The organism is Streptomyces sp. NPDC048295 (genome assembly GCF_040652135.1).
Taxonomy (GTDB): domain Bacteria; phylum Actinomycetota; class Actinomycetes; order Streptomycetales; family Streptomycetaceae; genus Streptomyces.
The window spans coordinates 223,180-242,091 of the sequence record NZ_JBEZLL010000009.1; the positions used below are offsets into that span (position 1 = coordinate 223,180).

The 18,912-nt window shown below is 71.2% G+C and carries 19 protein-coding genes and 2 pseudogenes; 11 read left to right on the forward strand and 10 right to left on the reverse strand.

Annotated features, from left to right (window positions below; genetic code table 11):
* Window positions 1–18: 18 nt before the first annotated feature.
* The 4 genes and pseudogenes from AB0D53_RS16385 to AB0D53_RS16400 all read left to right on the forward strand — a co-directional run bounded on the left by AB0D53_RS16385 (window position 19) and on the right by AB0D53_RS16400 (window position 3,819).
* Window positions 19–1,614, forward strand: a complete 1,596-nt coding sequence (locus tag AB0D53_RS16385; RefSeq protein WP_362446186.1) for a hypothetical protein — start codon at window positions 19–21, stop codon at window positions 1,612–1,614.
* A 339-nt stretch (window positions 1,615–1,953) separates the two neighbouring features.
* Window positions 1,954–2,832 (forward strand): SCO0930 family lipoprotein, encoded by an 879-nt coding sequence (locus AB0D53_RS16390; RefSeq protein WP_362446189.1) that lies wholly within the window; start codon window positions 1,954–1,956, stop codon window positions 2,830–2,832.
* A gap of 513 nt (window positions 2,833–3,345) precedes the next feature.
* Window positions 3,346–3,540 (forward strand): annotated as a pseudogene (locus tag AB0D53_RS16395) (RHS repeat-associated core domain-containing protein); the annotation flags it as partial.
* A 96-nt stretch (window positions 3,541–3,636) separates the two neighbouring features.
* Window positions 3,637–3,819: a polymorphic toxin type 30 domain-containing protein gene (locus tag AB0D53_RS16400; RefSeq protein ID WP_362446439.1), complete on the forward strand. Its 183-nt coding sequence runs from the start codon at window positions 3,637–3,639 to the stop codon at window positions 3,817–3,819.
* Here the strand turns inward: AB0D53_RS16400 and AB0D53_RS16405 are convergent.
* Both AB0D53_RS16405 and AB0D53_RS16410 read right to left on the reverse strand, forming a co-directional pair.
* A pseudogene (locus AB0D53_RS16405) lies at window positions 3,791–3,967 on the reverse strand (IS630 family transposase); the annotation flags it as partial. The gene AB0D53_RS16400 and the pseudogene AB0D53_RS16405 overlap by 29 nt on opposite strands.
* A gap of 122 nt (window positions 3,968–4,089) precedes the next feature.
* Window positions 4,090–5,280 carry a hypothetical protein gene (locus AB0D53_RS16410; RefSeq protein ID WP_362446192.1) on the reverse strand — a complete coding sequence of 397 codons (1,191 nt, stop codon included), beginning with the start codon at window positions 5,278–5,280 and terminating at the stop codon, window positions 4,090–4,092.
* A 142-nt stretch (window positions 5,281–5,422) separates the two neighbouring features.
* On the opposite strand from AB0D53_RS16410, the gene AB0D53_RS16415 reads away from it, so the two are divergent.
* A protein-coding gene (locus AB0D53_RS16415; protein ID WP_362446195.1) for an IS5 family transposase occupies window positions 5,423–6,284 on the forward strand; the annotation gives its coding sequence in 2 pieces (ribosomal slippage) (window positions 5,423–5,653 and window positions 5,655–6,284; 861 coding nt in all).
* Between the two features lie 22 nt (window positions 6,285–6,306).
* Here AB0D53_RS16415 and AB0D53_RS16420 read toward each other — a convergent pair.
* Window positions 6,307–6,714 (reverse strand): hypothetical protein, encoded by a 408-nt coding sequence (locus AB0D53_RS16420; RefSeq protein WP_362446197.1) that lies wholly within the window; start codon window positions 6,712–6,714, stop codon window positions 6,307–6,309.
* Window positions 6,715–6,881: 167 nt separating this feature from the next.
* On the opposite strand from AB0D53_RS16420, the gene AB0D53_RS16425 reads away from it, so the two are divergent.
* From AB0D53_RS16425 to AB0D53_RS16440, 4 genes are all read left to right on the forward strand, one after another.
* The gene (locus tag AB0D53_RS16425; protein WP_362446200.1) at window positions 6,882–6,992 is read left to right on the forward strand and encodes a hypothetical protein; all 111 of its coding nucleotides are present in this window, start codon (window positions 6,882–6,884) and stop codon (window positions 6,990–6,992) included.
* A gap of 74 nt (window positions 6,993–7,066) precedes the next feature.
* On the forward strand, window positions 7,067–7,549 hold the full coding sequence (locus AB0D53_RS16430; RefSeq protein WP_362446203.1) for a transposase: 483 nt from the start codon (window positions 7,067–7,069) through the stop codon (window positions 7,547–7,549).
* Between the two features lie 74 nt (window positions 7,550–7,623).
* Window positions 7,624–8,091 (forward strand): hypothetical protein, encoded by a 468-nt coding sequence (locus AB0D53_RS16435; protein ID WP_362446206.1) that lies wholly within the window; start codon window positions 7,624–7,626, stop codon window positions 8,089–8,091.
* 635 nt (window positions 8,092–8,726) lie between these two features.
* Entirely contained in the window at window positions 8,727–9,953 is a 1,227-nt protein-coding gene (locus AB0D53_RS16440; protein WP_362446209.1) for a cytochrome P450, read from the forward strand.
* Between the two features lie 25 nt (window positions 9,954–9,978).
* Here the strand turns inward: AB0D53_RS16440 and AB0D53_RS16445 are convergent, their stop codons facing one another.
* The 5 genes from AB0D53_RS16445 to AB0D53_RS16465 all read right to left on the reverse strand — a co-directional run bounded on the left by AB0D53_RS16445 (window position 9,979) and on the right by AB0D53_RS16465 (window position 13,983).
* Window positions 9,979–10,473, reverse strand: a complete 495-nt coding sequence (locus AB0D53_RS16445) for an FBP domain-containing protein (protein ID WP_362446212.1) — start codon at window positions 10,471–10,473, stop codon at window positions 9,979–9,981.
* A 55-nt stretch (window positions 10,474–10,528) separates the two neighbouring features.
* Entirely contained in the window at window positions 10,529–11,038 is a 510-nt protein-coding gene (locus AB0D53_RS16450) for an NUDIX domain-containing protein (protein WP_362446215.1), read from the reverse strand.
* A gap of 120 nt (window positions 11,039–11,158) precedes the next feature.
* Window positions 11,159–12,058: a hypothetical protein gene (locus AB0D53_RS16455; protein WP_362446218.1), complete on the reverse strand. Its 900-nt coding sequence runs from the start codon at window positions 12,056–12,058 to the stop codon at window positions 11,159–11,161.
* Window positions 12,055–13,068 (reverse strand): SPFH domain-containing protein, encoded by a 1,014-nt coding sequence (locus AB0D53_RS16460; protein ID WP_329819038.1) that lies wholly within the window; start codon window positions 13,066–13,068, stop codon window positions 12,055–12,057. The genes AB0D53_RS16455 and AB0D53_RS16460 overlap by 4 nt, the downstream gene beginning before the upstream one ends.
* 291 nt (window positions 13,069–13,359) lie before the next feature.
* A complete protein-coding gene (locus AB0D53_RS16465; RefSeq protein ID WP_362446223.1) occupies window positions 13,360–13,983 on the reverse strand; it encodes a TetR/AcrR family transcriptional regulator in 624 nt (207 codons plus the stop codon).
* Between the two features lie 161 nt (window positions 13,984–14,144).
* On the opposite strand from AB0D53_RS16465, the gene AB0D53_RS16470 reads away from it, so the two are divergent.
* Window positions 14,145–14,993, forward strand: coding sequence for a phosphatase PAP2 family protein (locus AB0D53_RS16470; RefSeq protein WP_362446226.1), 849 nt, complete (start codon window positions 14,145–14,147; stop codon window positions 14,991–14,993).
* On the forward strand, window positions 14,990–15,973 hold the full coding sequence (locus AB0D53_RS16475) for a hypothetical protein (protein ID WP_362446229.1): 984 nt from the start codon (window positions 14,990–14,992) through the stop codon (window positions 15,971–15,973). The genes AB0D53_RS16470 and AB0D53_RS16475 overlap by 4 nt, the downstream gene beginning before the upstream one ends.
* 91 nt (window positions 15,974–16,064) lie before the next feature.
* Here AB0D53_RS16475 and AB0D53_RS16480 read toward each other — a convergent pair whose 3' ends face one another.
* Together AB0D53_RS16480 and AB0D53_RS16485 are read right to left on the reverse strand one after the other, a co-directional pair.
* Window positions 16,065–16,604 carry a PadR family transcriptional regulator gene (locus tag AB0D53_RS16480; RefSeq protein WP_362446232.1) on the reverse strand — a complete coding sequence of 180 codons (540 nt, stop codon included), beginning with the start codon at window positions 16,602–16,604 and terminating at the stop codon, window positions 16,065–16,067.
* A gap of 66 nt (window positions 16,605–16,670) precedes the next feature.
* Window positions 16,671–18,686, reverse strand: a complete 2,016-nt coding sequence (locus tag AB0D53_RS16485) for an NADPH-dependent 2,4-dienoyl-CoA reductase (protein WP_362446235.1) — start codon at window positions 18,684–18,686, stop codon at window positions 16,671–16,673.
* Between the last annotated feature and the right edge of the window lie 226 nt (window positions 18,687–18,912).

Sequence of the window (18,912 nt, forward strand, 5' to 3'; positions counted from 1 at the left end):
CGGAGGAGGACGAGAAAGATGCGCGACGCCCCGAGGACAACGAACGAAGCGTGGCGGCCGGCGCCGTGGCGCACGACGGCACGGGTGACGGCGGTGTGCGGTCTGGCGGCCGTCACCTGGCTGGCGCTGCCCGCACCGGCGCAGGCGCTGGGATCCGTACGGGCTCCGGATTCTGTACGGGCTCTGGACTCCGCACCGGCACTGACGGCCGTGCGGATGCAGCCTTCCCGGGCGCTCCGGGCCGACGATGTGACGAAGTACTACGTGGTCAAGTCCACGCAGGAGAACGGCGGCGAGCAGGAGACGCTGTTCGCGATCGCGCAGCGCACCCTCGGCGACGGCGACCGGTTCGAGGAGATCCTGGTCCTCAACAGCGGGCGCCAGCTCCCGGACGGTTCGGCCTTCGTGAGCCCCGACCAGCTGGTCCCGGGCTTCCCGCTGATCCTGCCGGAGGACGCGGACGGGCCCGGCGTGGAGTTCGGTGTCCTGCCCGAGGAGAACGCCGACGCGGCGAAGCCTCCCGCACGGAGCGCCTCCCCCGCGCCCCGTGCCGCGGCCGGCCGGGGCTCGGGACAGTTTGCCGGGCTCGGCGACCGACTCGGGTCGCCGTGGCTGATCGGGGGTGTCGCCGGCGCCGCCGTACTCACCGTGGTGATCGTCGCGCGGCGTCCGATCGGCCGGGCCCTGCGTGCCACCGGCTCCGGGATCGCACGTGCTGCCCGGGTGCTGCGGCCGCGGCTGCCGCGCCGCCTGGCCCTCGCGCTGCGGCGACGTCGGAGGGGCGCGCTCGCGCGGCGGCTCGCGGCGGACACCCGTACGCCGGTGATGGTGCGGCAGGCCCTGCGCGAGCTGATCCCCACCGACGCGGCGGAGGCGGAGCGTCCGGTGCGGGTCTACAGCGTCCTCGCCGAACCCACGAAGCTGCTCGCGTCGGTGTCGGGAGCGCGCACGGCGCCCGTGCCGTGGACCGCGCTCGAACCCAACCGCTGGGAGCGCACCGGACTGCCCTCCGTCATCGAGGGCGATCCGGCGGCCGACGTGACGCTCGCGCTGCCGCACCTCGCCCGGATCGGGGTGAGCGAGCGGGGCGCGCAGGTCATGGTGGACCTCGGGCAGATCAACGGTGCGCTCAGCATCAGCGGTGACCTCGTCGTCGCGCAGGACACGGTGGCGGCCCTGGTCCGCGGTCTCCTCGAACTGCCCCGGCAGAGCACGGTGGTGGTGTCGGTGGACCCGAGCGCAAGCGCCCTGCCCGGCCTCAACGGCCTGGTCCGGGTCCGCTCGGTCGCCGATGTGCAGGGCAAGGCGCCGGACGAGATTCTCAACTCGGCAGAGGAGCTGGGTATCGGCCTGGTACGCGGCGCGGCCCGTACCGGCGAGGTCACGGGCTTCGTCGTCCTCCAGGACGCGCCGACGGCGGAGGAGGCACGGGCCCTCGCGGACCTCTCCTCACCGGAGGGCGGCGGATGGACAGTCCTCACCGTCGGCGACATCCCCGGCGCGCACTGGCGGTGGTACGCGGAGAGCGACGGAAGCGTGGACCTGGGCGTGCTCGGCATCCAAGTGGTCGTCCCGACACAGACGTTGGCGGGGGCGGGCACGGGGCGTGTGTGACGCACCCCGTACGACAGGGCGTGTGGCTGCGTGCGTACGGCCGGGCGCGTGGTGGCGACGCGCGGGCGCACGCCGATAGAGGCGACCCGAGGAAAGAAATCCCCGGCATTGAACCGTTCTGCAGCCGAAGCCGTGTGCACGGTGACCGGCCAGGACGGATTTCTGGTCCAGAAACTCCGCTCCGGCAGTCGGCCGACCTCCTCCCCGGCTGCCGGGGCGGGCCTTTCAGGCGCGCATCGAGCAAACCAAAAGGCGCCGAAAAGGCCGCACAACCACCTGAGCAATCAGCTCAGCAATTCATTTCACGCATTCGTCGAGAGTTCCGAAAGAGGGATCCCCATGCGTAAATTCGCCTACGTCCCGGTCGCGATCACCCTTGCTGCGGTCCTGACCACAGCTGCGTGCGGCAGCTCCCAGGGCACGGCGGCAACAACCGCCGGCTCCCCCAAGCTTTCCGCCTCGAAGGACAGCGGGGTGCAGCCCAAGGAAGCGGGCCGCCTGAGCGTGTGGAAGAGCGCGAATCTGGGCTCGGTCGTGACGGACGGAGCGGGCTTCACCCTGTACCGCTTCGACAAGGACACGGCCTCGCCCCCCGCGTCCAACTGCGCGGGCGACTGCGCCACCACCTGGCCTCCGGTGCTCGCCGACAGTGCGAAGGCGGGCCGCGGCCTCGACCCGTCGCTGCTGGGCTCGGTCGAACGCCCCGACGGCACCAGGCAGCTCACGCTTGCCGGCCGGCCGCTCTACCGCTACGTGCAGGACACGCAGCCCCGGCAGACCCGCGGCCAGGGTGTCGGCGGCACGTGGTTCGCGGCCGCCCCCGACGGGTCGAAGGCGAAGCAGACGGCGAGCGCCCCGAAGGCACTTCCCGCGCTGTCGACGGTCGAGGACAAGGAACTCGGCGAGATCGTCCGCGACGGCAAGGGCCGCACGCTCTACCGCTTCACCAAGGACACGGCCTGGCCGATGAAGTCGAACTGTCAGGGCGACTGCCTCAAGCAGTGGAAGCCGGCCAAGCTCGTCGACAAGAAAAACATCAAGGGCATCGCCCCCAAGCTCCTCATCAAGTACACCCGCCCCGACGGCACCGAGCAGCTCACCATCGACTGCTGGCCGCTCTACTGGTACACCGGTGACGAGCAGCCCGGCGATACCAACGGGCAGGGCGTGAACGGCACTTGGTTCACCGTGCGGGCGGACGGCAAGCTCGCCAAGTGACTGACCTCAGGCATACGTCGACCGTCAGCCCGGCCATGCACGGCAGGGCCACGCCCCGCATGCTCGGACGAAGAGGCCCTGCCCCGAGCTGACATCCTCCGGACTCCGCTCGGTTCGAACGCGCCGTTGCCCGAGCGGAACAGCCCCGGCCGCCCCACCCCTGGCGGCCGGGGCACATCCATGCGCGGAGAAAGCCCGATTCACCGTGCAGTCGTCTCGGTGGGGCCCAGGAGGCAGGGCTGATGCGTTCTCAGGTGGTGGGATGAGGGGTATCGCCGGGATCGGTGGGGACGGGAGTCAAGCTGAGTACCCCGTTCGAGACGAGCTGGGGCTGCTGGCCCCCACGCGTCACCTGCGAGGAGGCGGCCCCGTTTCTTCAGGAACTGCTCGGCGCACAGTCACTGGCCCTCCGTCGCCGTGCCGTGACGTCGGTGGCGACGCCGGACGGCACGGTCTGGCGGTACGCATACGACCGTCCAGGTAACCACCACCCGGACCCTCCACGCCATGCCGTACACCCCGCTCCGCTTTCCGGGGCAGTACTTCGACCGTGAATCGGAACTCCACTACAACTTCTTCCGCTACTACGACCCGGAGTCGGCTCGCTACCTCACGCCGGATCCCTTGGGCCTGACGCCGGCAGACAACCCGGTCATGTACGTCCACAACCCACACACGTGGAGCGATCCGCTCGGGCTCGCTCCGTGTCCGCCCCGGATCCAGGGCGGAGGCTGGGGCCTCAGTGGAGATGCGGACCCGCTGAGCATCATTCCGAAGGGCGCCGTTCAGGAACCTTGGAAGCCGATCCCGGGTGGCGTCGAGCACGGCATCAAGTGGAAGTGGACGGACGATGTCACGGGTAAGACGGTGCGAATGCGCGTCCACGGGCCCGGCCTCGGCCCACTCACCGGACCCAACGCCAGCAGCGGTCCTGTCTACCGCCGTTCCGGCTCGGCTTGCACTCGCCGAGGACTTCACCGGTCGTGACGTTCAGTGCGGCGAACAGGTTCGTGGTGCCGTGCCGCATGTAGTCGTGGGTGCGCTTCTCGGTGGCTGCGAAAGCCACCGGCAGCACTGGCTGGGTCCGGTCCAAGGCCTGCACCTGCGTCTTCTCGTCGACCGACAGCACCACGGCGCCACCGCGGCGGGCGGCCTCGTCACCCGGGGCCGACGCGCCTCGACGGGACCGGAGTGGCACAGCGCCATCCTCACAGCTGTTCCGGAGTCGTGCTCCCGGCGAACTACCGGACCTGAATCTCAGTGCCAGGTGTTGTCGTTTCCGGAGGTCTGGGTCGGGAGCCGGTAGCCGAATTCCTCCCGGAGCTTCGGGGCGGCCGCGTCCGAGCGCATCGACAGCGCGACGAGCGCGGTGAAGCCGAGCGCCCAGATGCCCGCGACGATCAGTACAGGCGCGATATCAGTGGTCCGGGGGATCAGGGCGCCGAGCGCTCCTGCGCCCAGCAGCGCCCAGACCGTCGTCGCCGCGTGCACCTCGGACGCCTGAGTCGCCGTCACGGTGATCGCGTGCGCGCGGTCGATGGCGGTCACATCCGCTCCGCCACGGCGTACCCGCACGAGGGTGCGTCGCAGTCGCCGGACCCGGAGCACCGCGATGCAGGGGACGAGGAGCAGGCACAGGACGCCGAGTCCGGCGCCGGCCAGCTGCACCTGTTTCCAGATGGGAGTCGTGGGCGAGAGCGAGGGGCTCATCATGGCGAGCATGGCGATGACGAGGGTCGCGAGCACAGGGATGCTCGCGCGGTCGAGGTCGGTGGCCTCGGCGCGGTCTCGGGCCTTGACCTGCTGCCGCAGTTTCGTGTCCGCGTCGCCGAGGAGGAGCCGCGCGTGGCCCTGTTCGCCCAGGGCCTGTGCGGGAAGGCGCTCGCCCGCCGTGCGGCGCCACCGTCGGTCGGCGGCGATCAGAGCGAGTACGGCCGGGACACAGAGCACGCCCAGGACGAGCAGAGTCATCGCGATCGTCGGCCAGGCGGACGCGGCGAGCAAGACGCCGGCCGTTGCAAGGAGAAGGGAACCGATGACGATGCTGGTTACGACCGCCGGGAAGAGCGGCGTGCGGCTGACGGGGCCACGAACCTCGACCGCGTTCCCCAGGGAGGGGGAGTCCTCGGCCGCTGCGTACATGTCCGCGAGCGCCAGTTGCTGGAAGGGCAGGGAGTAGCCGAGCACGATCAGGAAGACGGCGATACCGAGGCTCGCAGCGATGAGGGGGCCGCCGAACACCGGCACGAAGTCCGGTGGGTCGTCGGGGAAGCCGAATCTGCCGATGAGTGCGAGGACGGGGAGCAGACCGAACAGCGCCCCGCAGCCCGCGGCGGCCGCGCCCGACATGCGCACCAGGCTGCCGGTGATCAGGACGCCGCGGGTAGGCGGCAGCTCGGGGCCGCGGTCGCGCCGCTCATCGCCCAGGGGGCCGCGATTCGCTTTCATGGCGCCAGGTTCTCACGGCCTGTGGTCGGCCGGGGCTCTGGAAGTTCCTGTCCCGGGCAGCGTCCTCGCGGTGGGAGGTTGCTGCTTAGAGGGCATTTGATCTGGAGCGTGTCTCCTTGATCCGCAGGTCAGTCGATCAGTTGTGTCTGTCCGGTTAGTGATCACTGATGCGATGTGGGACCGGATCGAGCCGCTGATGCCGGACGATCCGGTCCGTGGACGACGGTGGGCCGACCATCGGCGGACCCTGGAGGCCATCGCGTGGAAGTACCGCACCTGCTCGCCATGGCGCGACCTGCCTGAAGAGCTCGGGCCCTTTCAGACCGCGCGCAAACGCCTGATCGGATTGGCGGTGGACGGTACATGGGGACGGCATCCTCGCGGTTCTCCTTGCAGCGGCGGATATCGAGGACGAGGTCGGCTGGATCGTCTCGGTCGATTCCACCGTCCGCCGGGCACACCAACATTCGGCCGGCGCCAGGGAAAAGGGGGCGCCTGGCCCGTCCGAGCCCGAGGATCACGCACTCGGGCGCTCCCGGAGGCGGTTGAACACGAAGGTCCACTTGGCCAGCGACAGCCGGGCACGACCTCTAGCCATCCGCGTCACCGCAGGGCAGGCCGGTGACGCGCCAGCCTTCGAAGAGGTCATGGCCAGAATCCGCATTCCACGGTGCGGACTCGGCAGACCGAGAACCCGCCCCACGATCGTCCTTGCGGGTCGGGCCTCCTCGTCCCGCGCGATCCACAGGCACCTCCGTCGTCGCGGCATTCAGGCAGTCATCCCTCAGCCCGCCGACCAGATTGGCCACCGCCTGCGGCGAGGTCGTGCTGGAGTCCGCCCACCAGGCTTCGACGCCGAGAAATACAAGGAGCGCAATACGGTCGAGCGGTGCATCGCCCGGCTCAAGCAGTGGCGTGGCCTCGCCATACGGACGGACAAGCTCGCCATCGCGTATGAGGCGGCGTTGCACCTTGCTGCCATCCTGATCTGGTCCCGCAGGTGATAGGAGGCCGACGTGAGCCGGTCTACGGGAGGTCTGTGCTCGGTTGACGGCGCCAGTCCCACTCGGGGTGCCGCTCCATCAGTGCGAGGAACCCGCTCGCCGGCAAGATCTCGAAATGGTTGGTGTCTACGAGACCATCGACACCAGGGAGAACGTCGCGGAGGAATGTCCGGGCCGCGTCCATGGACTGGCACGACACGTAAACCGCGTACGGTTCGCCGATGAAGGTTGTCACTTGGTCGAGCTCGTCCGGCTCGTAGTCCGCCAGGATCCCGCCGGAGAGATCGAGGGAGTACGAGTACCCGTACCGGTACAGCCTTTCGTCACCTGTCGCAGGATCCGGCGCGAGCTGCTCAAAGGCACGGATCCGACCTTCAAGCGTCGGACGCTGTTCTGCGGGGACAAGGATGATCACAGACGGCCAGGACATGTGTTTACCTCCATGGCGACAGTAGGCGATCACGCCCCTTGGGCCGCCATGCTTTTCGTCTCAGCTGGGCTCCTTCCTCATCAAGGAGACAGGACCCAGGTGTATTCCCTTCGGCCGAAGGGCGACGCCGAAAGGGCATCGCCGCGCGCGCCGATGTGGCGCCGCTGATGGTGGACCGCTGCAAGTCCCGTTATGCCGAGCAAGGTATTGCCGCGCTGGAGGACAAACGCCGGGGCGGGCCGCGAACCCAGGTCCCGCCCGGACGCGGGCCCGGGTGATCGCCTTGACGAGGATGTCCCCGCCAGCGGATTCCGGGCTCTCGCACTGGTCGACGCGAACGCTGGCAGGCTACTTGAAGCGGCGCGAGGGCGTTTCGGTGTCCTGGCACTACGTTGCCCGCGTCTGGCGTGAGGAGAACCTGACTCACGACTACGTGCGGCACGGCACCACGAACCTGCTCGCCGCGTTGAACGTCACGACCGGTGAAGTCCTCGGCGAGTGCAAGCCGAGCCGGAACGGCGCGGATTTCCTGGCGTTCTCGAAGAAGGCGGTGAAACCGTATGCGGGGAAGGAGATCCATGTCGTCCTGGACAACCTCTCCACGCACACAACCCCGGACGTGAAGGCATGGCCGGCTTTAATTCAGGGGAATGAATCGCGCCACTGGGCCCACTCGAACGACTGCCGGGTCGCCTTGCGGCGAATCCTCAGACCGACGACTGCGCACAGGTCGCCCTGCCGGTCACCGGATACACCCACGCGGGCTTGGGCCAATACCCGCAAGTCGAGGGCAATCCGGTCGTTGTTGTCGGTGTGCCAAGAGCGGATCGGCTGAAGCCATCTGGTGAGCGACTGCCGGACCGGGCCGAGGTGTTGGCACAGGCGTCTTCCCGGCCGCTCGTGGACGGGGTGCTGGAGGAGATGAGCCGGGTGGAGCGGAGCGGTGCGGCGCCTGTGCGGCAGTTGTTTGCGCGGATGTGCCGTCCAGCCGCCGCACCGGACACTCGGGGTGCCTTCTGCCGCGACCGGAGGCTGGCCGCGATCGGCGGCGCCACGTTCTACCTGCCTGACACGAAGGCGGATGTGGAGGCGTTCGGCCGTCCGCATCGCTTCGGTCGGGGTGAACAGAACTTCGGCCGACCGCAGTTGCGCACGGTCGGCCTGGTGGAATGCGGCACCCATGCCGTCTTCGGCGCCGCAACCGGAGCCCTGCGCACCGGAGAGCGGACTCCGGCCCGGGCAGTCCTGGTGTCTCTGCGGCCAGGGACGCTGCTGCCGGCCGACCGCGGCTTCTGCTGTGTGGGCCTGTTGTGCAAGTCGCGGCAACCGGGGCGGACCTGCTGTGGCGAGTCCGCAAAGATTTCGTGCTGTGGGTAGTTGAGCGGCTGTCGGACGTTGCCGGCGCAGCGCTGCGGATCTCGCCGCGGTGCCGGTCCGGATCCCCGGACCGACCGTGATCCGCGCACAACCGCAACATCCGGATCTGTGAGCGGCGGGGCGTACTCGTCCTGGCCGACGGCGCCTACCAGGACGTCGGCCCCGGGTCACCGCCGGCCTTCGGTGCGACTGGCCGTCACGACCGACGGCGGCCGGCCGCAGGGCGGGGTGCTGATCTGCCAGGACGAACTGGACGACAAGGACATCGAGCTCGCCTGCGGCATCGGGCCCGGTACCGGCGCCGGGGACTGGCGTCCGGCGCGGTCACGGTGGACGCCGAGTGCGCCGTTCAGTATTTCGGCGCGCGGCGGGTGGTGCTCCGGATCGGGGCCGACGACGCCCCGAGTGCCGCCGTGGCGCGGTCGACCGGGTTCCGGCGTGCCACGGACGAGCCCGTCGCACGGGAGGCGAAGGGGCGATGGGTGCCGCTGGGGACCGGGTGCCACGGGAACGGCGGACCTGCATCCTGAGGGCGCGGGCCGCCCCGGGGCCATTACGCTGGAACGCAGCAGTGCACGAATGGTTCAGGGCGCACAGAACCGCGCGGAGAGGCGCGGTGGCCTCCGGGAGGCATGATGAGCCAGCAGCCGGTCCTTCTTCCCTATGCCGATCCGGCCTTCGTGGCGGACCCCTTCCCGGTCTACCGGCAACTGCGCGAGGACGGCCCGGTGCGGCGCGCCGTCATCGCCGGCGGCCTGGACGCATGGCTGGTCACACGGTACGAGGACGGCCTCGCCGCTCTCTCCGACCCTCGGCTGAGCAGCGACGTCCGCGATGCGTCGGACCCCCGGCTCATCGAGCGGCTGCCCGCCACGGACCGCCAGTCCGCACTGCGCAACATGCTCCGCACCGATCCCCCCGATCACACCCGGCTGCGCCGGCTGGTGTCCAAGGCGTTCACCGCGCACAGGGTGGCCGGGCTGCGGCCCCGCGTCCAGGAGATCGCCGACCGGCTGCTCGACGCGATCGGGCCGGACGGCCGCGCCGACCTCGTCGAAAGCTACGCGCTGCCGCTCCCGGTCACCGTGATCGGCGAACTGCTCGGCGTGCCCGTCACCGACCGGCACGATTTCCAGCGCTGGACCGACGACCTGGTCCTGCAGGGGGCCGCGCCACCGGACCGGGCCCGGACGGACGAGGCGTGGCGGAACATGCGCGGGTACCTGACCGGGCTCGTCGCGGCCAAGCGGGACCGCCCCGGAGACGATCTGCTCAGCGCGCTGGTGACCGCCCGGGACGAGGAGCGGAGCCTGGACGAGGACGAGCTGATCGCCATGGCCTTCCTCCTGCTGGTGGCCGGGTACGTCACCACGGTCAACCTGATCGGCAGCGGCATCGCGGCGCTGCTCGCCCACCCCGACCAGCTCCGGACGCTGCGGGACGACCCGGCGCTGCTGCCGGGCGCGATCGAGGAGTTCCTGCGCTACGACGGACCGGTCAACCCCGGCATCGCCCGGTTCGCGCGCGAGGACGTCACCATCGCGGGCGTGGACATCCCGCGCGGCGCGACCGTGCTGGTCGCGTCCGCCATCGCCGACCGCGACCCGGACCACTTCCCCGACCCCGACCGGCTGGACATCTCCCGGCGGGACAATGCCCACCTCGCGTTCGGGCACGGCATGCACTACTGCCTCGGGGCGCCGCTGGCCCGGCTGGAGGGGCAGATCGCGATCGGTACCGCGCTGCGCCGCCTCCACCACCTCGCCCTGGCCGTGCCGCCCGGGGAGCTGCGGTGGCGCCCGGGGGCGCTGCGCGGCCCCGAGCGGCTGCCCGTCACCTTCACCGCCGAAGCCCCGGCCTGAGACCGGTTCCGCGTCGGCTGCCCGCTCAGCCGAGGAGCTTGGCCAGGAACGCGTCGAGATTGACCCTGGTCCGCTCCACCTGCTCCTCCAGTGTCAGGCTCTCCTTGAAACGGCTGCCGGGCGCCGCGGTCCTCTTGCCGCGGACGTACAGCGAGCAGGCGAGGTCGGTACAGATGTACAGACCGACCGAATTGCCCTCGCGCCCCGCGGCACCGGTCTTCCGGGCGGTCATCAGCGAGACGCCGTTCCCCGGGTGCGTGGTGAGACACAGCGAGCACATGCTGCGGTGGAGGAAGCCGCGCTGCCGGGAGGGGAAGCGGAGCGTCACGCCGATCAGTCCGTCGCCGCGTTCGGTGACGATGTAGCTGCGTCCAGGGGCGGAGAGGTCCCGCCACCCCAGGAAGTCCAGATCGTCCCAGGGCTGCTCGTCGAGGTCACGGGGCAGCGGCAGGCGTTTCGCCTCTCCTTTGGAGCAGTTGATGAACGATGCGCGGATGTCCTGCTCGGTCACGGCCTTCATGCGCGGGACGCTAGCTCTGCCTATGAGCACTAGGCAAATGATTAATAGGGCAAGGTTATGCGCCGTCCACAGGGCCCGCGGGGTCCGTGATGGTCAGCCGGTGCGCGGGCGGGTGCTCGATCGGGAGATCGGGACGCCAGGCCGCGAGCACCTGCGCGGAGGGGCCGAACAACGGCTCCGGGAGCGCATCGAGCCCGGTCCACTGCCAGGTGCTGATCAGGTGAGGTTCGGTCACCCGTGGGCTCCCCGATCGCAGGGTCACCGCGGCGCCCATCGACACCCGGTTGATCCCCCCGATCACGTCGTGGAGCATGGCGAAGACGCGTACGTCCTTCGCGTCGGCCTCCAGCCCCGTCTCCTCCCGGAGTTCACGGACGGCCGCGTCGGCGATGGACTCGTGGTTCGGGTCGACCTTGCCGCCCGGCAGCTCCCAGGTCCCGCCGTGGTGCCTGCCGAGGAGGACCCGTCCCTGTCCGTCCTGCACGACCACACCCACGCCGAGCGCCGCCTGCGCCTGCGGCGGGCGGGTGTTGCGGGAAGAGGTGTCCGCGGGCGTGGTCTTCATGGTGCTCCCTGTGCTGCTCGCAGGTGGGGGCGTGCCGCGGGCGCGGGGCCCGGCACTCCGGTGGTACGGGGCAGCCTACGGACCGCCGCGCCGCCGTCCTGCGCGCGGACCGGCCGGACGTCAGAGGGCCAGCCGCAGCGACGTGGCCGAGATGCCCAGCCGTACCGTCTGGCCCCAGGTCAGTTCCAGTGCGTCCGTCTCCATCCCGTCGCCGAAGACCACCACCCGGTCGGACTCGACGGTGAGCCTCAGCCCCTGCCCGCGCCCCAGCTCGCCGGCGACCAGCGAGGTGCCGGTGGCCGGGGAGGGCCAGGCCTCGCGGACGAACCAGAGGAGGCGCGGGTCGGTGGGTGCCGGGAGGCGCAGTTCGCTGCGGCGCTCCTGCCACAGCGAGCGGAGCCAGCCGGTGGCGCCGGTGCCGGTTCCGACGAGGACGCCGGAGGAGGCCTGCGGCTCGGTGGCGGCGTCGGGTGCGTCCGGGCCGAGCCGGTAGCGGGCGGTCTGATGGCCGGGCGGGCCGAGGTAGATCTCGTTCAGGGCGAGGAGGTGCTGGGTGTCGTCGGCCACCGCCTCGACCATGGTGAGCTCGTCCGCCGCGCCACCGGGGGACGCGGCCGCCCTCAGCAGGGCGGCCGCGTCGCGGGGCCGGTGGCGGACGAGCACACCCGGATTGCGTCCGGGCTCGGTGTCGATGCCCACGACGGGCTGGCCGGAGAGGTACTTGGCGGCGTTGGCGACCAGTCCGTCCTGTCCGACGACGACCACCACGTCCTCCGGCCCGAACAGGAAACGGTCGAGATCCGCGCGCTCCACCCGTGACTGCCGCCACTGGAGCGGAACGGCGGCCGCGACATCGGCGAGGGCCTGCTGGGTCCGCCGGTGGCGCCGGGCCACCTCGTCGATGGCCCGGCCGCGGCTGGAGAGGAAGAAGGCGGCCTGTCCGTGTGTGCCGTGCCGTGCCAGCAACTCCTCGTACTCGGTGGTGCGGTGGACCAGGACCGCGCGCGGGGCGAGGCTCATGCCCGGGTCTCCGGGCCGGTGTTGCCGAGCTTGCTGAGCAGGCCGGTGAGCACGTCGGGGGAGAGGGTGAGGCTGTCGATGCGCGGCAGGTTCTCGGCGAGCCTGGTCGCCGCGAGGGCGTGCAGGGTCGCGGCGTCCACTTCCCCGTGCACCCGCAGCCAGGCCGCCTGGGACTCGGCCCGCGCGGCGCCGACCTCGCGGGCGGCCTCTGCCTCGGCCCGGGCCAGCCGCACCTTGCGTGCCGCCTCGGCCTCGGCGCGTACCCCGTCGGCCGCCGCGTGTTCCTCGGCCTCGCGGCGGGTGTTGGTACCACGCTGCTCGACCAACTGCTCCTCCCTGCGGGCCAGTTCGATCTGGCTGGCGAGCTCGTTCTCGGCGATGGCCCGTTCCCGCTCCACCGCCACGGCGCGGCGCTCATAGGTGGCCCGGTCGGCCTCCTGCTGGATCTGCTCGCGGGCAGGGGTGCGCAGCGCGCGCTCCACCTCGGCCTCGGGGCGGATGGCCACCACCCGTACCGCGACCACGTCGATACCGGTGGCGGGCAGTCGCGGTTCGGCGGCGAGTCCCGCGGCGACCCGGTCGCGGACCGAGGCGACACCGTCGACCAGTGCCTCGGCCAGTGCTGTCCTGGCCAGTACGTCGAGGGTGTGCTGCTGGGCGGTCTCGGTCAGCAGGGTGGCGATCTGCTCCAGCGGGGCGCCGCGCCAGACCCCGGTGTCCGGGTCGACCGAGAAGTCCAGCCGGGTGGCGGCCTCGGCCGGGTCGCTGATCCGGTACGTCACGGTGGCCTGCACGGTGACGTCCTGGAAGTCGGACGTACGGGCGTGGAACGCCATCGCCAGCTCCCGGTCGTTCACCGGGACTTCCGAGAGTGCGGCACTCAGTGAGCGGTACCAGAAGCTCAGCCCCGGCCCGTCGTGGGCCAGCCGGCCGCGCTTGTGGTGGCGGATGTGAGCGGTGGGCGCGGAGCGCAGATGGCGCCAGCCGAAGCGCCTGGTGATGTCGGCCATGTCGGGCCCCCCTTTATTGTCGTCATGGGGACGATAATGGGGTTGATGATTATCGTCAAGAGGACGAGAAAGAGTGCTTGCCGGCCTCGGCCGTCGCCTCCCGCGCTGTCGCGGGACCGGTCAGGTGGATCCGCCGACTGTTCGTTCGGTGGAACAGGTGTGAAAACCGCGGGCGGCCGGTGACTTCCAAGAAGTCACCGGCCGCCCGGATGGTGCGCCGCCCCCGTCCCCACGGTGCGGCGCCGGCGGGTCGTCGTCATCCGCTCGGACGACGGCCCACGTCTGTCGGGACTAGTGCGCGGGTGCGCCCAGTCCGAGCGAGGGAAGGATCGCGTTCTCCACGAACCGGGTGAGATAGGCCTCGTCGACGTTCTTCCCCTCCAGCAGCGGACGGGCGCGCATGATGCCCAGGAGCTGTGCGGAGACGAACTCCGCGGCCGGGTTGTCCCGCCGGATCTCGCCGCGCTCCGCACCGCGCCGGACCATGGCGTCGATCGACGCCAGTCCGGGCACGATCAGCGCCTCGCGCATCGCGCACAGCAGCTCGGGGCTCTGCAGCGCGGCATGGCTGAGTGCGTGCATCAGCGGGGTGTCGCGCCCCGATCCCGCGCCGATCGACCGCGCGGCCTCGCGCAGGTCGCCCGCGAGGCTCCCGGTGTCGATGTGCGGGAGCAGCGCCTGCTGGGTGCCGTGCAGTGCGGCCACCACCAGTTCGGGCTTGGATCCCCACTGCCGGTAGAGCGTGGACTTGCCGCAGCGGGTCCGCGCGGCGACGCCCTCCATGGTGAGCGCCTCGTACCCGGACTCCCGCAGCATGTCGAGCACGGCCGCGTAGAACTCCTGGGCCCGCTCCGGCGTGATCTTGGAGCGGCGCGGCGTGTGCGCCGGTTCCTGCGCGACTTCCTGCGGCGACATGTGTCTTCCCTCCCGGCTAGCTGCGACGAGGTCCTCCGATACGACAGTGTACCGATACGCGCGTGTACCGATACGTTCGCGTATCGGTACACTGGCGTATCGATACGGCATGGACTGGACCATGCCGCCGTAACACCGCTTCGTCAGCAAAGGGGCACCGGGTGATGTACGCCGGTAGCGAGCCAGCAGATCGGGAGCCGGACAGTTCTGCCCGACCGCCCCTCGTCCGCGAACTTCTTCTGGTCGTGGGTCTCTTCGTGATCTACAAACTCGGCCGGCAGGTCGCGAACGGTCACGTGGACGAGGCGTACCGCAATGCCGGACACGTCTGGGACTTCGAACGCTCCGTGCACCTGCCCGGCGAGGGTGCCGTCCAGAACCTACTGCTGCACAACGAGACGCTGATCCATCTCGCGAACACCTATTACGCGACCGTGCACTTCCCGGCCACGCTGCTCTTCCTCGTGTGGCTCTACTGGCGCCGCCCACGCCACTACGTCTGGTCGCGCCGTATCCTCGCCGCGCTCACCGGCGCGGCGCTCGCCCTCCACCTGCTCTTCCCGCTCGCCCCGCCGCGGCTGCTGGACGCCGCCGGACTGGTCGACACCGGCCAGGTGTACGGGCCGACGGTGTACGGGGCGACTCCGGCGACCGACTCGATGGCGAACCAGTTCGCCGCGATGCCCTCGCTGCACTTCGGCTGGGCGGTGATGGTGGCCGTCGGGCTGATCGTCGCGACCCGGACGCGGTGGCGCTGGCTGTGGCTGCTGCACCCGCTCGTCACCCTGCTGGTGATAGTCGGCACGGCCAACCACTACTGGCTCGACTCGATCGTGGTCTCGGCGCTGCTCGCGGTGGCCTTCGCGGCACTGCGGCTGCCGCGCACGGATCCGGCGCGGGCCCGTCTCCCGTGGCCGGCCACCACGGGCGAACCCGCGCCGGCGGCCCTGCCGTACGCCGTCGATCCCGCCGTCCCGGCCGCATACGCCTCGACCGGGGCGCGGCGATGAACGCCACCGTGATCGCCGTCGCGCTGTCCCTGGTCTCCGCCGCCGCCTACGCCTCGGCCGCGGTGGCGCAGGCCCGGCTCGCCGGGCGGACCGAACCGGACGCCGGGGTGCTGCGGCTGCTCGGCCGGGGTGCCTGGTGGTCGGCGGTCGGGCTGAACGCCGGTGGCGCGCTGCTGCATGTCGCGGCGCTCAAGTACGGCCCGCTCACCCTCGTCCAGCCGCTCGGCGCCCTCACCCTGGTCGCCGCCGTCCCGCTGGGCGCCAGGGCCGCCGGCCGCCGGGTCACCAGGATCGAATGGCGCGGCACGATCCTCACCCTGCTCGGTCTCGGCGCCCTGCTGATGACCGCGGGCGGTGCCGCCCCGCACGAAACGCTCAGCCTGCCCGAGGCCCTGGCCGTCGGGGCCGGGACCATGGCCGTCGTCGCCGGACTCAGCAGGCCGGGAGCACGCCCCGGCCTGCGGCACGCCGCCGCGTCCGGCATCACCTCCGGGGTCGCGTCCGCGCTCACCCAGACCCTGACCGTCTCCGTCACCGACCACACCGGACCGCTGATCAGCTGGCGTCTGGTCGTCGTCGCGCTGCTGGTCTCCGCGTTCGCGATGAGCGGGCTGCTGCTCTCCCAGACCGCCTACCGGGGCGGACTGGGCGCACCGCTGGCGGTCGTCACGCTCGCCAATCCGGTGGCCGCGGCGGCCATCGGCCTGGCCCTGCTCGGCGAACGACTCCAGGGCGGGACGACCAGCCTGTTCCTGGCCCTGCTCGGAACGGTGGCGGCCGTACGGGGCGTGTTCCTGCTCAGCCGTGCCCAGGCGGAGAACCCGGCCGCCGCCGGTCCGGTCACCGCCGGTCCGGCCGGGGGCGAGCCGAAGCCCGACGGGACCGGATCGCCGCCACGGGTCGTCATCGCCGGCCGGGCGCCGACGGACCGGGCGGTGCTGCGGCCGGAACCGGTCCGGGCACCGGTGGGCGGTTCGTGACGCGCCGAAGCGATGTCTGTCCGCCTGCCGGTGGTGTGGCGCGGGTAGGTGACATGCGCCCGCCCGACTGTCACGTACCGGAACTACCCGTCTACGGACCCGGCTTCTCTTCCTGGTCCAGTGCCCGCGTCAGCCAGCCGATCCAGAAGTTCTCCAGATCGATGCCGCCGCGCAGCACCAGGTGACGCAGCCGGTCCTCCTCGGCGTCCCGCCCGGGCGGGAAGTCCCGCTCCTCGATCTCCAGGTACTCCGCCAGCTGCCGGCGGTGCAGCCCCAGGTGGCGGCGGAGTTCCGCATCCAGGCCGGGTGCCCCGACGACCGCCGCGGCCCGCATCCGCAGCAGCAGCGGATCCCGGACCTGCTTGGGGTCCTCGGAGCGGGCCACCCAGGCGGAGAGCGCCTCACGGCCCGCCGGCAGCACCTCGTACTCCTTCTTCCGCCCCCGGGCGGGCTGCTCCGACGGCAGTGCCCGGATCTGTCCGGCCTGCTCCAGCTTCCCCAGCTCCCGGTAGATCTGCTGGTGCGTGGCGGACCAGAAGTAGCCGATCGACCGGTCGAACCTGCGGGTCAGCTCCAGCCCCGACGACGGCTTCTCGAGCAGGGCGGTGAGAATCGCATGCGGGAGTGACATGGGGTGCATCCTATGGACGGCCGGCCGTGGCGCAGGGGCCGGTCCCCGCGCCACCGGACCGGTGCGTCACAGCGAGGCCGCGAGCTCCGTGCCCTGGCGGATCGCCCGCTTGGCATCCAGTTCGGCCGCCACGTCGGCGCCGCCGATGAGATGTGCCGTACGGCCCGCGGCGAGCAGCTCCTCGTACAGGTCGCGGGACGGCTCCTGACCCGCGCAGACCACGATCGTGTCGACCGGCAGGACGTGCCGCTCGCCGTCGACCGTGAGGTGCAGGCCCTCGTCGTCGATCCGGTCGTAGGCGGCGCCCGCGATCGTGGTGACGCCGCGGTGGCGCAGTTCGGTGCGGTGGATCCAGCCGGTCGTCTTCCCCAGCCCCGCGCCGACCTTGCCGGACCTGCGCTGGATCAGGTGGACGGTCCGGGGGGTCCTCGCACGCTCCGGGGTGCGGAGCCCGCCTCGGTCGCGGTAGCCGGTGTCGACGCCCCACTGCCGGAAGAACACCTCCGGGTCGCGGCTCGCCCCGTCGCCCGGGTCGGTGAGGAACGCGGCGACGTCGAAGCCGATGCCGCCCGCCCCGATGACCGCGACCCGCTCGCCGACCGGAGCCCCGTCGCGCAGGACGTCCAGGTAGCCGACCACGCTGGGGTGGTCCTGGCCCGGTATCCCGGGGGAGCGCGGGGTGACGCCGGTGGCGAGGACGACCTCGTCGAAGCCGTCGAGCGCTCCGGCCGTGACGCGCGTACCGAGCCGGAGCCCGACCTTCTCCTCCCGCAGCCGGGTACGGAAGTAGCGCAGCGTCTCGTCGAACTCCTCCTTGCCGGGGACCCGGCGCGCCACGTTCAGCTGGCCGCCGATCTGTTCGGCCGCGTCGAACAGCGTCACCTCGTGCCCGCGCTCGGACGCCGAGACGGCGCAGGCGAGACCGGCGGGCCCGGCACCCACGACCGCCACCCGCTTCGTGGTGCGGGTCGGCGACAGGGTGAGCTCGGTCTCGTGGCAGGCGCGCGGATTGACCAGGCAGGAGGTGACCTTGCCGCTGAAGATGTGGTCCAGGCAGGCCTGGTTGCAGCCGATGCAGGTGTTGATCGCGTCGGCGCGGCCCTGGGCCGCCTTGGCGACGAAGTCGGGGTCGGCGAGGAACGGCCGCGCCATCGAGACCATGTCCGCCCGGCCGGAGGCGAGGATCTCCTCGGCGACCTCGGGCGTGTTGATGCGGTTGCTCGTCACCAGCGGCACGGAGACGGCCCCGCGCACCTTCTCCGTGACCCAGGTGTAGGCGCCGCGCGGCACCGAGGTGGCGATGGTGGGGATGCGGGCCTCGTGCCAGCCGATCCCGGTGTTGATGATGGTGGCCCCGGCCGACTCGATCTCACGGGCGAGCCGCACCACCTCCTCCAGGGAGGAACCGCCCGGCACCAGGTCCAGCATCGACAGCCGGTAGATCAGGATGAAGTCGCTGCCGACCCGCTCACGGACCCGGCGCACGATCTCGACGGGGAACCGGATGCGGTTCTCGTACGAGCCGCCCCAGCGATCGGTGCGGTGATTGGTGGCGGCGGCGATGAACTCGTTGATCAGGTAGCCCTCGGAGCCCATGATCTCGACCCCGTCGTACCCGGCGCGGCGTGCCAGTCCGGCCGCCCTCGCGAAGGCTTCGATGGTCTCCTCGACCTCGTCGTCGGTGAGGGCGTGCGGGGTGAAGGCGCTGATCGGGGCCTTGATCGCGCTCGGTGCCACCAGACCGGGGTGGTGCGCGTACCGGCCGAAGTGCAGGATCTGCATGGCGATCCGGCCGCCCGCCGCGTGGACGGCGGCGGTGACCCGCGCGTGCTGCTCGGCCTCCGCCTCGGTGGTCATCCTGGCCCCGCCGGGGAAGGAGCAGCCCCGGGCGTCGGGGGCGATGCCACCGGTGACCATGAGGCCGACGCCGCCCCGGGCGCGCTCCGCGTAGAAGGCCGCCATCCGCTCGAAGCCGTGCTCGGCCTCTTCGAGACCGATGTGCATCGAACCCATCAGCACCCGGTTGGGGAGCGTGGTGAACCCCAGGTCGAGCGGGCTCAGCAGATTCGGGTACGGGCTCATGCGGCGGCTCCTCGCGCAGTGTCGGTTGCGCCAGTTGTAGACCACCGGAACGCCATTGTGCAACAAGTTGCACAATGGCGTGGGTCTCAGTGCCGCGCACCGGACCGTCCCCCGAACGGCGTAGCACCAGGACCCGTCGGCGCCCCGGGCCACGGAAAGTGGAACCACGGCATCCGACCGATCCGGGGCGACCGCACGCGTACCTGCCCCGCCCACCCCGAACCCC

What these genes read in the sequence shown, in the direction of transcription:
- AB0D53_RS16475 (WP_362446229.1), top strand. Translation starts at nt 14,990, where the DNA reads ATGAACGCCACCGTGATCGCCGTCGCGCTGTCCCTGGTCTCCGCCGCC.
- AB0D53_RS16450 (WP_362446215.1), bottom strand. Translation starts at nt 11,038, where the DNA reads ATGAAGACCACGCCCGCGGACACCTCTTCCCGCAACACCCGCCCGCCG.
- AB0D53_RS16385 (WP_362446186.1), top strand. Translation starts at nt 19, where the DNA reads ATGCGCGACGCCCCGAGGACAACGAACGAAGCGTGGCGGCCGGCGCCG.
- AB0D53_RS16485 (WP_362446235.1), bottom strand. Translation starts at nt 18,686, where the DNA reads ATGAGCCCGTACCCGAATCTGCTGAGCCCGCTCGACCTGGGGTTCACC.
- AB0D53_RS16480 (WP_362446232.1), bottom strand. Translation starts at nt 16,604, where the DNA reads ATGTCACTCCCGCATGCGATTCTCACCGCCCTGCTCGAGAAGCCGTCG.
- AB0D53_RS16465 (WP_362446223.1), bottom strand. Translation starts at nt 13,983, where the DNA reads ATGTCGCCGCAGGAAGTCGCGCAGGAACCGGCGCACACGCCGCGCCGC.
- AB0D53_RS16390 (WP_362446189.1), top strand. Translation starts at nt 1,954, where the DNA reads ATGCGTAAATTCGCCTACGTCCCGGTCGCGATCACCCTTGCTGCGGTC.
- AB0D53_RS16455 (WP_362446218.1), bottom strand. Translation starts at nt 12,058, where the DNA reads ATGAGCCTCGCCCCGCGCGCGGTCCTGGTCCACCGCACCACCGAGTAC.
- AB0D53_RS16445 (WP_362446212.1), bottom strand. Translation starts at nt 10,473, where the DNA reads ATGAAGGCCGTGACCGAGCAGGACATCCGCGCATCGTTCATCAACTGC.
- AB0D53_RS16420 (WP_362446197.1), bottom strand. Translation starts at nt 6,714, where the DNA reads ATGTCCTGGCCGTCTGTGATCATCCTTGTCCCCGCAGAACAGCGTCCG.
- AB0D53_RS16460 (WP_329819038.1), bottom strand. Translation starts at nt 13,068, where the DNA reads ATGGCCGACATCACCAGGCGCTTCGGCTGGCGCCATCTGCGCTCCGCG.
- AB0D53_RS16440 (WP_362446209.1), top strand. Translation starts at nt 8,727, where the DNA reads ATGAGCCAGCAGCCGGTCCTTCTTCCCTATGCCGATCCGGCCTTCGTG.
- AB0D53_RS16425 (WP_362446200.1), top strand. Translation starts at nt 6,882, where the DNA reads ATGGTGGACCGCTGCAAGTCCCGTTATGCCGAGCAAGGTATTGCCGCG.
- AB0D53_RS16410 (WP_362446192.1), bottom strand. Translation starts at nt 5,280, where the DNA reads ATGAAAGCGAATCGCGGCCCCCTGGGCGATGAGCGGCGCGACCGCGGC.